This is a genomic window from Rahnella sp. BIGb0236, assembly GCF_004364755.1.
Lineage (GTDB): Bacteria > Pseudomonadota > Gammaproteobacteria > Enterobacterales > Enterobacteriaceae > Rahnella > Rahnella victoriana.
Genome location: NZ_SOAO01000001.1, coordinates 546481 through 559311 on the forward strand (window position 1 = coordinate 546481; position 12831 = coordinate 559311).

Below are 12831 nucleotides of genomic sequence, written 5' to 3' on the forward strand. Positions count from 1 at the left end.
GCTGAAAAGAGGGAATTTTAAGAATGGCTTTATATGAAGAAAATGCAGCTGCAGCCACTGTGGTTGGCGGTGCGACTTTTTTACTCGATGAAATTATGTCGCAAACACGCATGTTGCCCGGCAATGATGGCTACGATGTTGCAAAGCAAGGCGTAGCGGCTTTCATTAGCAGCATTTTGGATACGGGTACCAATGAAGAGCCGATTAACAAATTGTTAGTCGACAAAATGATCATTGAACTGGACAAAAAACTCAGCGTTCAGATGGATGAAATTCTCCACGCTGAGAAATTTCGTGAAATTGAATCATCATGGCGTTCCCTGAAGCTGCTGGTTGACCGTACTGATTTTCGCGAAAATATTAAAATCAATATTATCCATGCAACAAAAGCCGAGTTGCTTGAGGACTTCGAGTTCTCTCCAGAGATAATCCAGTCCGGCTTCTACAAGCATGTTTACTCAGCCGGTTATGGCCAGTTTGGTGGTGAGCCAACTGCCGCTATCATTGGCAATTACGCATTCAGTAACAACACGCCAGACATGAAGTTGCTGCAGTACGTCAGTGCTGTGGGTGCGATGGCTCATTCTCCTTTCCTTTCCAGCGTGGCGCCCGATTTCTTCGGCATCAGCAGCTTTACTGAGTTGCCCGCGATAAAAGATTTGAAATCTGTGTTTGAAGGTCCTGCACATACTAAATGGCGGGCCTTACGTGAATCTGAAGACTCCCGTTATCTTGGTTTGACGACCCCGCGTTTCCTGCTGCGTTTACCGTATTCGACGGTTGAGAACCCTATAAAGAATTTCAACTATTACGAGGATGTCAGCAAAAATCATGAGCATTTCTTATGGGGTAATACCGCCTATCTGCTGGCGTCATGTCTGACAGACAGCTTCGCTAAATACCGCTGGTGCCCGAACATTATCGGCCCGCAAAGCGGTGGCGCGGTTCATGACCTTCCGGTTCATCTTTATGAAGCAATGGGGCAAATCCAGGCAAAAATCCCTACAGAGGTTCTTATTACAGACCGTCGGGAATTTGAGCTTGCGGAAGAAGGCTTCATCACCCTCACAATGCGCAAAGGCAGTGACAATGCTGCTTTCTTCTCCGCGAATTCAGTTCAGAAACCAAAGGTCTTCCCTAATACCCGTGAAGGCAAGATGGCAGAAACCAACTACAAGTTGGGTACTCAGCTTCCTTACATGTTCATCATCAACCGCTTAGCCCACTACATCAAAGTATTACAGCGTGAACAAATTGGCTCCTGGAAAGAACGTCAGGACCTTGAACGTGAACTGAATATGTGGCTGAAGCAATATATTGCCGATCAGGAAAACCCGCCGACAGATGTACGCAGCCGTCGTCCGCTTCGCTCGGCTCAAATTCAGGTACTGGATGTCGAAGGGGATCCGGGTTGGTATCAGGTTGCGATGCAAGTGCGTCCCCACTTCAAATATATGGGTGCCAGTTTCGAATTGTCATTGGTTGGCCGTTTGGATAAGGAGTAGCAGGGCATGGCAGCACTTCTCAATTGGGAGCGTGGAAGTTCGGCCAGCTTGTTTGAGCGTATCCAGAAGGAGGGCCCCGGCCCTTCTTCACAAAGTCGTGTCCGCGAACTTTTGGGGTCGATCAAAAAGCATTTAAATGCCGTGCTTAATTCTCGTCCGGGAGGTTGTCAGAGCGCAGTGGAATTAGGGGTGATAGACCTCAATGATGCCACGGCAACCACTTCTGATTTCAGAAAGAGCATTGAGTTGGCAATCAAAAATTGCATTGAACGTTATGAACCACGAATTTCAGATGTGGTTGTTCAGTCTCTGCTTGATCAGGGCGATCCGCTGCTATTGAGCTTCCATATCAGTGCCCGGGTTAATTTTGACAATATCGGCGATGCCATCGAGTTCAACATTCAGTTAGACAGTAACCGTCGTTACTGTCTGAACAGGGAAGCATAATGTCATTTGAGAAATATTTCAGGGATGAGCTCGACTACCTGCGGCAATTGGGGCGGGATGCTGCAATTGAGCGACCGCATCTGGCCTCGTTTTTGTCCGAACAGGGCTCGGATCCTGACGTAGAGCGTTTGCTTGAAGGCTTTGCTTTTCTTACCGGTAATCTGCGTGAAAAAATTGACGATCAATTCCCAGAGCTCACGCATGGTTTGCTGAATATGCTGTGGCCAAATTACTTGCGGCCTATACCCAGCATGACAATTATTGAATATAAGCCGGATGAGGTAAGTGTCACACAGGCAACTCTTATCAAAAGAGGTAGCCAGGTGCTCAGCGTGCCGGTAGCACAAAAATCTGAACCTCCTACTTATAGCAGTGATGAACCTTCAGTCGGGCCTCAATGTGTTTTCACCTTATGTCGGGATATCTGGCTTTTCCCTATGCCAATACAAGACATTTCGGTTAATAACAGTAATGAAAAGGGAATACTTAGCGTTCATTTCGCTGCAAAAAACGAACTTAATATGCGGGAAATGCAACTGGGTAAACTACGTTTTTATCTGGGCGAGGACAATTACACCAGTACACAGCTCTATTTCTGGATAAGCCATTATTTTGAACGGGCAGAGCTGGTCGTTAATGGGATGACAATCCCTATGCCTGATTTTGATTTTCATCCTGTTGGATTTGAGCGTGAAGACGCGCTCTTGCCTTATCCAAAAAATGCGTACATGGGATACCGGATCTTGCAGGAATACTTTTGTTTTTCTGAAGGTTTTCTCTTTTTCGATGTATCCGGTTTTATTGATTTCCCGCCTCAACTGCACGCCAGTGAGTTCACGCTGAATTTCCATTTTTCTCATGCATTGCCACCTGACGCGAAGATCAGATCGACAAGTTTACGTCTTAATTGCACCCCGGCGGTGAATTTGTTTCCGCACGAAAGTGAAGCCATCGAGCTTGATGGCACTCAGGCAGAATATCCTTTATGCGCCAGTTATCATCATCCCGAACGCTATGACATTTTTTCCGTAGACCACGTCGAAAGCTGGCTTAATGAGAAGCACGCTGTTTCAGGCCGTTCGCGCGGTCATGGTCGTCAATATGATTCTTTCGAGAGTTTTCATCATCAGATTGAAAATGCGCAAGAGCATGACACGCTTTATTACCGTCTGCGCGTAAGGGAGTCTTTCTTCAGAAAAGGCTTTGAGCATTATATTTCTTTTGTGCGAAGCGATGAGTCAGAGGTGATTCTGTCGGAAGAAACGGTGGCTGTCGGGCTTACCTGCACTAACCGCGAGCTCCCGCTCACATTGCGGGTTGGTGATATCAACCAGCCAACAAAAGGAAGTCCGTCGTTTGCTTCTTTCCGCAATATTACCCGGCCTTCGGTTCCCTTATACCCGGTATTAGATGGCAGCCTGCATTGGTCACTGCTCTCCAATATGTCTCTGAATTATTTATCTTTACTCGATAAAGATGCGCTGAAACAAATTCTACACACCTATGATTTTCCAAGCCTGCACGACCGTCAGGCAGCCCGTTCATCCCAAAAGAAACTCGATGCCATTCAGCGTATCGAAACACAACCTGTCGACAGATTATTCCGTGGATTACCTGTAAGAGGGCTCCAGAGCACGCTGTGGCTGGAACAAAGTGCTTTCAGCTCGGAAGGTGAGTTGTATCTCTTCAGTACCGTACTCGCAAATTTCTTTTCACTGTATGCCAGCGTTAATGCGTTTCATCTGTTGAGAGTCATCAATCTTGATAACCAGGAATGTTACGAATGGCCGGTACAAATGGGTCAACACGCGTTGATGTAAAGACTATTGCAGGATCACTGGAAGTGCCGGTGCCGGATGTTACACGTTATAACTTTTTCCAATTGGTTGAGTTGATCAATCAATGGGCGGTAGCGTGGCAAAAGCCGAAACAAGGCAATGAACTCGCCAGTGAAATCATACGTTTCAAATCTACAGCCAGTCTGGCTTTCCCTACAAGGGACGTGGTTGGCCTGAAGCGTATCGGAGAGTGCAAATTTGAACTTGAAGTCTCTTTTCTGGGTTTACATGGCAGCCAGTCGCCGCTGCCGGGTTATTACCTCGATTCTTTGGCCTGGGAAGATGCGCAGAATGAAAACCGGTTGACTGATTTTCTCAATGTTTTCAATCACAGACTGCTCACCCTTTTGCATCAAATCTGGAGAAAGTACCGCTATTACGTGTCTTTCGATAATGGAGGTATGGATCCATTTTCACAACGGATGTATGCGCTGGTGGGGCTAGGAAGCGACGTCATACGTGAAAAGCTGCAAATTAATCATGGAAAAATGCTGGCTTATGCCGGGTTATTAGCGAGCCCGGGACGGGCTTCAGAAGTGATATGCAGCCTCGTATCACATTGTTTTAATCTGGCCGATGTCACGCTAAATAGCTGGCAATTGAGAAAGGTTGCTATCCCCGTTAACCAGCAAAACCGCTTAGGTGAACGAACCAAAGAACGTGGCAAGAAGTATCCCGAAAAATCTGTTCTCGGCGTTAACTTTTCTCTCGGTGCGAAGGTCGCTGATCGAAGCGGTAAGTTTTTGCTCAGTATTAACCAGCTCACACGTGAACAGTTCTTATCTTTCTTACCAAACGGCCCTAATTATTCACCACTCGTTATGTTTGTTGCTTTCGTAATGCGCGACCAGTTTGCCTGGGATTTAAGATTGGGACTGGCTGAGCACCAGGTTGACGGCATGATCCTGGGAACGGAGCAAAATAACCTACTGGGCTGGACAAGTTTTCTCGGGCAGCCGGAAGAAAAACCCCACGTAACCATCAGCGTTATGGAATAACAACCAATATTTAGGGATAAAAAAGATGGATAAACAACAACCAACGCTTTTACTCCGGGTCGTGAATAGCGACAAGCTTGAAAGTGGTAAACAGGCTAATTGTACGTTTACGCTGCCGGGTGGGAATGTGGGGAGTGACACCAGTCATCATTGGTCCGTTCAGGATCAACATGGCAACATTAAAGGTTCACAGTTTGCCATTGAATGGCGTGATGGCGCTTTCTGCCTGCGTGTGCTGAATGACTCCGTCACCATAAATCAGTCTGTGCTGACAGCCAGTTCGGGCTTTGTTCGCCTCCAGCAGGCTGATGAACTCAATGTCGGAAATTTGCTGATAAAAGTGCGAATCGCCCTTTCTGCATCCGAGGTGGCAGACCCGTTAATGGTATCACCTGAGTCGTTGGTCTCGAGCCACAGCAATCCTATGGATGCGATGTTAGAGGGGATGTCATCGCAGGGGGCCGGGGGCTACTCGCAGGAAAGTCACCTGGCCACAACTGTTGCCAACAGATTCAGCCATGACCCTTTACGTGTTTTAGAAACAGAAAGCCTGACAACCCATGATTTGCTGACTCATGAGTCGGCGGCCGAACATTCTCTTCAACAAGATCGCTATCGTGATCCTCTTTTCACTTCCCCACTTTCAGATACAGACCGGGGCAATTCCATGGACCGGGACTTTCTCGATTTGCCAAAAATAACCGCTTTTCATACTGACGTTTCGGACGACAAGAACAAACACAACATGGAACTCCAACATGTTGCGATTACTCCTTTAATGCGTGGTTTCGAGGCACAGCTGCCTATCCATAATAGTCAGGAGGCGAATGATTTTCTTGAAGAAGCGGGTAAAACCCTTAAGGCTACCATTGATGGTTTGCTGGCGTTACAACGCAGCCAACACGGACTGCGCGATAAACATTTACGGCCGATTGAAGATAACCCTTTGCGTCTGGGGATGGATTACAACACCACACTAAGCCTGATGTTTGCCGATCAAAAAAGCCCGGTGCATCTTTCTGCGCCCGCAGCGGTAGCTGAGAGCCTGCATAATTTACGCCTTCACCATCAGGCTAACCAACAGGCTATCACGCAAGCGCTGAATACGATGCTGGAAGCATTCTCACCGGAACGTTTGTGGATGCGTTTTACACAGTATCAGCGCAGTAATGAACGTCAGGAAAAAGACTCCGCCTGGGCATGGGAAATGTATAAAAACTACTATCAGGAATTGTCTTCCAGCCGACAGCAAGGCTTCGAAAAGTTGTTTGGTGAAGTTTATGAACAGGCCTATGACCATGCGCTCCGTCAGGGGATGAAGGACAGTGAACAATGAAATTCAGCAGAGGAAGGTATCTGTTTTTGATACTGGGTCTGATGTGGATTTTATCTGGATGCCAGACCACCAAAAAAATCGGCAAGGTCATCCTGGATCCTGACACCCCTGTCGGAGAAGCCAACGATCAGCCTTCAACAATTCAAATGATCTTGCTGGCAGACCCTGATACCAATCCGAACATACAGGGCGAGGCGGCACCTGTTGCTATTTCCGTGGTGTATCTCAGTGAAGATTCCAAAATGCTGGCGGCAGATTACGACCAGCTAGCCGGCGACCTGTTAGATAAAACCTTAGGCAAGAATTATATCGACCATCAGGACTATACGTTGTTACCGGATCAGTTTAAGCCATTACCCGTCATCAAACTGGAGGAAAAAAACAGCTATATCGGTGTGGTGGCCTATTACTCCGATGACAATCGGAGTGAGTGGAAAAAAATAATCAAGATCAAAGGGATAGGGCATAACTATCACGTTCTGATCCATTTGCGATCGAACGAGGTTGACTTAAAGGAAGAGGAAGAATAGCCATGCCAAGTAAAAATCGAGTGATTTGGCGCGAAGGCCTATTTATCAAGCCGCAGCACTTTCAACAACAGCAAAGACATAATGATTATCAACTGCAGCATCGCATCACAAATGTGCAGGCTTATAGTTTCGGATTCAGCACACTGGCGATTAATCAGGAGCTGTTAAAACTGGGACGCATTGGGCTGAGCACTGCCAGCGGGAATATGGCCGACGGCACAGTTTTTGATATTCCCTATCAGGATAACGTGCCAAAACCACTGGATGTTTTGAGCTGCAACGACGCCGCCAGTCGTGATATTTATCTGGCGTTGCCGATGCAAAATGACACGCTGAACGAAATCACCAGTGAACAAAGCCAGATGCCCGGTGCGGTGCGGTATTGTGAAAAAATCGATGACATTCGGGATCTGCATACGGACGGCGGAGATGTCAGCCAGCTATTACTGGCCCAGTTATCTCCGCGACTGATGCAGGGCTCCGAGGATCTCAGCGCCTGGTCTGTATTACCCCTGTGCCGAATTAAAGAAAAGCGGCAGGACGGTTCATTAATTCTGGATGACGAATTCATCACGACCTGTACCAATCTCAACGTTGCCAATCCGTTGAAAAGTTTCATGAATGAGATTGAAGGGATGCTGGTGGAAAGGGCGAGGTTGTTGGCGAAACGTATTGGTTCTCCGGGGCAGCAGGGCATCGCCGATGTGGCTGAATTCATGATGCTGCAAGTTTTTAACCGGATACAGCCTGTTTTTACCCACCTGTCTAATCAGTCAGTCATGCATCCGCAGGCTTTCTATACCTTGCTGGTACAAAGCTGCGGTGAATTGCGCACGTTTACGGATGAATCCCGACTGGCTGGGGTGTTTCCCGTCTATAACCATCACGACCTGACCAGCAGTTTTCAACCGCTATTTTCTGCCATGCGCGAGGCCCTGTGTACAGTGCTGACACCACGTGCCATTTCTATTCAGCTGCAGATGCAGGCGCATGGGATCCGCGTTGCCACTATTAATGAACGTGATTTGTTACGAAACGCAGATTTCATATTGGCGGTTCACGCCCAGATCCCTCAAGAGCAATTGCGGCGTCAGTTCGTTCAGCAAACCAAAATAACGTCCCTGGAAAAAATTCGCGATCTTGTCAGTGTGCAACTGCCCGGGGTGCCTTTGCTGGCCCTGTCTGCTGCGCCCCGTCAGTTGCCATACCACTCTGGTTATACCTACTTCATGCTGGATCAACAAAGTGCGGCATGGAAGGAAATCCAGCAAAGCAATGCCATCGCTTTCCACGTTGCCGGCGAGTTCCCTGAGTTGGATATGCAGTTCTGGGCCATCAGGAGTAACTAATGAAAAACGATATCGTTACGGATAGCGCGCTCTTCACAACTCCTGAAGCTGCCTCCGCCTATCGGCAATATCAGCTCTCGCTACGTGGGGAAAGTCTGAACCCTATGGTCGATGCGGCGACGCCCTTACTCGGAATGGTTCTGCGACTGAAAGACATGGAAAACCAGCCTTTGCCCACGCAGCTATATCAGCAGGTTGTGGCAGATGTTCGGGCTATTGAGCAGCTGTTGCAGACGAAAGGATATGAGCCCGGCGCCATTGTCTCGTTCCGCTACATGTTATGCACTTTTATTGATGAAACCGCATTAGGTCATGGCTGGAATACGCAAAACGATTGGCTACAACAGTCTTTGTTAGTGCATTTCCATAATGAAACCTGGGGAGGTGAAAAAGTCTATGTCCTTTTGGAGCGGCTGATGGGGGAACCAAAACGTTATCAGGATCTTCTGGAATTCATCTACCTCTGCTTTTGCCTGGGATATCGGGGGCGATACAAAGTCACCACCCAGCATGGGGATGATTTTGAGCGACTATTCCGGCGATTACATCAGCAGCTTACTCAGTTACGTGGCGAAATATTACCGACCGTATTGCATCACAATAAAACGGGCTTCAGGGGTCACTACTTATTGACTAAGCGTTTGACAATTAAACATATTTTATGGGGTGGTTTGGTCCTGCTGATGGCGATATATCTGTTTTACGCTATTAATTTGCACAGCCAAACCCAGGATATTTTGCAGCAGCTAAACAACCTATTGAGCCAGGAAGGCACAAATGATTTACGTTGACTTGCCCACTTTGGTAAAACGCCTTAACCCTATTGCCCGTCATGCTCTGGAAGCTGCGGCCGCACATTGTGTCAGTCAGGGTGATGCTGAGATTACCGTTTCCCAGGTGTTATGCCAGATGATCTCGACGCCACTCAGCGATGTCCGGATTATCCTGAATCGTGCGGGTGTTGAGAGCGAGCAGTTGCGGGAATCGCTCGCTCACCCTGTTACGAATTATCAATCACTGAATCCGACGTACCCTAGTTTTTCCCCCCTTCTGGTTGAATGGCTACAGGACAGTTGGTTACTGGCATCAACAGAGATGGAGCATAACCAGCTGCGCAGCGGAGTGATGTTAATGACGCTATTGCTCAGCACGTCGCGTTATTTGCACCCGGCCGCCAGCCAATTGTTGTTGCCAGTGAACCGTGAATTACTTCGCCAAAATTTTGCCGACTGGACGGCCGATTCATCTGAAACGCCGGTGGTGGAGAAAAACACAGGGCACACTTTCCCGACCCATTCAGAAAGCTTACTCGCCCGTTATGCCTCCAATATGACCGAACAGGCACGTAACGGCGCACTCGATCCTGTGCTATGTCGCGATGAAGAGATTGACCTGATGATCGATATTCTCTGCCGCCGCCGTAAAAATAATCCCATTGTCGTGGGAGAGGCTGGTGTGGGGAAAAGTGCGCTGATAGAAGGTTTGGCCTTACGCATCATTGATAATCAGGTACCAGAAAAATTGCGTAACTGCGATCTGATGACGCTTGATCTCGGAGCACTTCAGGCCGGGGCCGCAGTGAAAGGGGAATTTGAAAAACGTTTCAAAGGCATTATGACTGAAATTGCCCAGTCAGCGACGCCAGTGATTCTGTTCATTGATGAAGCCCACACGTTGATTGGTGCCGGCAACCAGCAGGGGGGATTGGATATTTCCAATCTGCTTAAACCTGCGTTGGCTCGTGGCGAGCTCAAAACAATAGCGGCTACCACATGGAGCGAATACAAGAAATACTTTGAAAAAGACGCGGCGTTGTCGCGCCGTTTCCAACTGGTCAAAGTCTCTGAACCGAGTGCAGAGGAAGCCACTGTGATTATGCGTGGTCTGCGTACTGTCTATGAGCAAGCACATGGTGTTCTCATAGATGATGAGGCATTACAGGCTGCAGCGATCATGAGCGATCGCTATATTTCAGGCCGACAATTGCCGGACAAAGCCATCGATGTGCTGGACACGGCTGCTGCGCGGGTGGCTATTAACTTAACATCGGCCCCGCGGCGGGTATCTGCGCTGAAAACGCAGTTACATCAGCAAGCGATGGAAATTGAGATGCTTGAACGTGAACAGCGTCTCAGCCTGAGCGATCCGGATAAGCGTCTGCTCGCGCTAAAAAATAAACGTGAAGAAATTCAATCACAACTGACAGATTTAACGAGCGGGTGGGAAAAACAACAGCATCTTGTACGCCAAATAATCGATCTGCGTACGGCGTTGCTGGCAAAAGAAGATGACAGTTCCTGTGAAGATTCAGAAGCACTTAAGGTTCTGGGTATCGAACTGGAAGAACTTCAAAGCCATCAGTCTTTAGTTTCTCCGCATGTAGATAAGAAACAGATCGCCGCAGTTATCGCTGAATGGACGGGAGTGCCATTAAACCGCCTTTCACAAAGTGAGCTGTCTGTCGTGACAGAATTACCCGTTTACCTGAGTAAAGAGATCAAAGGTCAGGAAGCCGCAATTTATTGCCTGCATCAACATTTACTGACTGCGCGTGCTGATTTACGTCGCCCGGGCCGGCCGATGGGGGCGTTTTTGCTTGTCGGGCCAAGCGGGGTCGGCAAAACAGAAACTGTTCTTCAGATTGCCGAACTCCTTTATGGCGGACGCCAGTATCTGACGACAATCAACATGTCAGAATTTCAGGAGAAGCATACGGTTTCCCGCCTGATTGGCTCACCTCCCGGCTATGTAGGTTATGGCGAAGGTGGTGTGCTAACGGAAGCCATTCGTCAGAAGCCTTATTCTGTTGTGTTATTGGACGAAGTTGAAAAGGCACACCCTGATGTTCTGAATTTGTTCTATCAGGTGTTTGACAAAGGGGAAATGGCAGATGGTGAAGGTCGCGTAATTGACTGTAAAAATGTCGTTTTCTTCCTGACCTCGAACCTTGGCTATCAGACGATCGTCGATAATACGGCTCAACCGGGGTTGCTCAATGAGTTGCTGTATCCTGAACTCGCCGGATTCTTTAAGCCTGCCCTTTTAGCCCGAATGGAAGTCGTGCCTTACCTGCCTCTGGATAAAGATACCCTCAGCACAATTATTCATAGCAAATTAACGCGTCTCGATAATTTACTACGTCAGCGTTTTAATGCGGATGTTGTCATTGAACCTGAGGTCGTGGATGAAATCCTGCTCCGGGCTACCCGCGCTGAAAATGGTGCCCGTATGCTTGAGTCCATCATCGATGGTGCCCTTTTACCGCCTGTCTCATTGCTGCTGCTGCAAAAAATGGCAACGGGCCGGGCGATCAGCAAAATCAGAATTGCAGCAGAGGAGAATGTATTTAGTGCGCAAGTTGAGGAGGCTGTATGAGACAGCGTCTGAAGAGCTTATTAGCACTTCTGGAATCCGACTCTGTTGAACAATTGATTCACCGTTTTTTGACAGTGCATCATCACCGACAGCGTTATAACTCTCTGATTATTGCCAAATTTAACGCGGGAGAAGGGCGTCTCGATTGCAGTTGTATGCCTGCGCTTAACCAAAATGTTGAACTGAAAATGGATGTGGATATTGAAGACACCAACCATCCCTTAGTGCAGGTTCTGCGTAACGGAACCCCCGGAATATGGGATTCGTTACATCAGGGCGTGCGGATAGAAAATAAGGTTTTTCGTCGTTTTGTGCAGGAACTGCCGGTGAGTTGTGGGCTCTATGCTTTACCCCTTTTCGATGTTCACGGTCAGGTTTGTGGTGTCATTGCCGTATTTGCTGCGGGGATTGGCCGCTTTGCCGATCCGCTTGGCATGTTTGGTATCTATTGTCAGGTTTTTCAGCACCGATTCAATAAATTACAGGAAATGGACACCCTGAGAACGCAACTACGACAAATCCGCACCGTGTTCAAACAACGCGAAAAACAAATGGATGATTTGTTGGCAACAATGAGTAATGCCGATACGCATACCCTTCCAGGCATGGCGCAGGACTACAGCAAAATTGATGATTTGAATGAAGCTGTGGAAAAGTTTGAATGTGCAGTGATCACTCAGCGCCTGCGATTATTGGATTGCGATAAACAACGTATTGCGAAAAGTCTGCGGATCGCGCCACGGACGCTGTCATATAAAATGTCGAAATACGGGTGTCAGCCATGAGCGTGTTTCTGTTAATCAGTGCATTGCTGTTGTCCGCCAGCCACTCCACTGCTGATTTTCTCACCTTACCCACCCGCCAGTATGATGAAGGAGAGGAGGCCCGTGCGCTGGTATCGATGAAACGTTGCAGAAATGAAGCTTCACCCTTAGTGCGACTGGATTGTTATGACAACGCGTTAAACATTCAGGGAGGTGAAACCCATCGCCAGGACAACACGGGGCCTGCATGGCATCGCGCGATGGAGCAGGAAAAAGCGCGTCCCGACCATGCGACAACCTTTTTGGTGAATGTGGGAACGGGAGATAATCCTTCCGTGATTATTACCACCCCCGCAATTGGCGTCCCTCCTCCGAGACCGGTTTTGATGCTGAGTTGCATCGACAATATTACACGGCTTCAAATTGCGTCAGTTAACCGTGTGAAAGACGGCAATATCACACTTAACGTCGATCAGATGCGGTTTGATGTGCAATGGTTTCTGCGGGAAAACGGCTACTTGCTGGAGTCCAGTAGGGGGCTTGCAGGTATTGATGAAATCAAACGCCTGATGCCTGCAGATACTCTCACCATTGAGGGTAGGAATAACGCTGAACCGCATTTCACTTTCAATATTTCACAGCTTACACAGGTGATTAAACCCCTGCGTAATGCTTGTCATTGGTAACAC

General features: G+C 48.1%; 11 protein-coding genes. All 11 read left to right on the plus strand.

Annotated features, from left to right (window positions below):
• Positions 1 to 23: 23 nt before the first annotated feature.
• Genes tssC through vasI form a run of 11 tightly spaced genes read left to right on the plus strand, consistent with a single transcriptional unit; the run spans position 24 to position 12828 of the window.
• Positions 24 to 1505 (plus strand): type VI secretion system contractile sheath large subunit, encoded by a 1482-nt coding sequence (gene tssC / locus EDF78_RS02395; RefSeq protein ID WP_133822438.1) that lies wholly within the window; start codon positions 24 to 26, stop codon positions 1503 to 1505.
• A 6-nt stretch (positions 1506 to 1511) separates the two neighbouring features.
• Positions 1512 to 1952 carry a type VI secretion system baseplate subunit TssE gene (tssE, locus tag EDF78_RS02400; protein ID WP_133822439.1) on the plus strand — a complete coding sequence of 147 codons (441 nt, stop codon included), beginning with the start codon at positions 1512 to 1514 and terminating at the stop codon, positions 1950 to 1952.
• Positions 1952 to 3772: a type VI secretion system baseplate subunit TssF gene (tssF, locus tag EDF78_RS02405; RefSeq protein ID WP_133822440.1), complete on the plus strand. Its 1821-nt coding sequence runs from the start codon at positions 1952 to 1954 to the stop codon at positions 3770 to 3772. Before tssE ends, tssF begins: the two co-directional genes overlap by 1 nt.
• A complete protein-coding gene (gene tssG / locus EDF78_RS02410) occupies positions 3736 to 4788 on the plus strand; it encodes a type VI secretion system baseplate subunit TssG (protein ID WP_133822441.1) in 1053 nt (350 codons plus the stop codon). Before tssF ends, tssG begins: the two co-directional genes overlap by 37 nt.
• Before the next feature lie 25 nt (positions 4789 to 4813).
• Entirely contained in the window at positions 4814 to 6124 is a 1311-nt protein-coding gene (gene tagH / locus EDF78_RS02415; protein ID WP_133822442.1) for a type VI secretion system-associated FHA domain protein TagH, read from the plus strand.
• Positions 6121 to 6654 (plus strand): type VI secretion system lipoprotein TssJ, encoded by a 534-nt coding sequence (tssJ, locus tag EDF78_RS02420; protein WP_133822443.1) that lies wholly within the window; start codon positions 6121 to 6123, stop codon positions 6652 to 6654. The genes tagH and tssJ overlap by 4 nt, the downstream gene beginning before the upstream one ends.
• A 2-nt stretch (positions 6655 to 6656) precedes the next feature.
• Positions 6657 to 8003, plus strand: a complete 1347-nt coding sequence (gene tssK, locus EDF78_RS02425) for a type VI secretion system baseplate subunit TssK (protein WP_133822444.1) — start codon at positions 6657 to 6659, stop codon at positions 8001 to 8003.
• The gene (gene icmH / locus EDF78_RS02430; protein WP_133822445.1) at positions 8003 to 8794 is read left to right on the plus strand and encodes a type IVB secretion system protein IcmH/DotU; all 792 of its coding nucleotides are present in this window, start codon (positions 8003 to 8005) and stop codon (positions 8792 to 8794) included. The genes tssK and icmH overlap by 1 nt, the downstream gene beginning before the upstream one ends.
• Complete coding sequence (tssH, locus tag EDF78_RS02435; protein WP_133822446.1) at positions 8781 to 11378, plus strand: type VI secretion system ATPase TssH; 2598 nt, start codon at positions 8781 to 8783, stop codon at positions 11376 to 11378. The genes icmH and tssH overlap by 14 nt, the downstream gene beginning before the upstream one ends.
• Positions 11375 to 12163 (plus strand): helix-turn-helix domain-containing protein, encoded by a 789-nt coding sequence (locus tag EDF78_RS02440; protein ID WP_133822447.1) that lies wholly within the window; start codon positions 11375 to 11377, stop codon positions 12161 to 12163. Before tssH ends, EDF78_RS02440 begins: the two co-directional genes overlap by 4 nt.
• Positions 12160 to 12828 carry a type VI secretion system-associated protein VasI gene (gene vasI / locus EDF78_RS02445; RefSeq protein ID WP_133822448.1) on the plus strand — a complete coding sequence of 223 codons (669 nt, stop codon included), beginning with the start codon at positions 12160 to 12162 and terminating at the stop codon, positions 12826 to 12828. Before EDF78_RS02440 ends, vasI begins: the two co-directional genes overlap by 4 nt.
• Positions 12829 to 12831 lie beyond the last annotated feature (3 nt).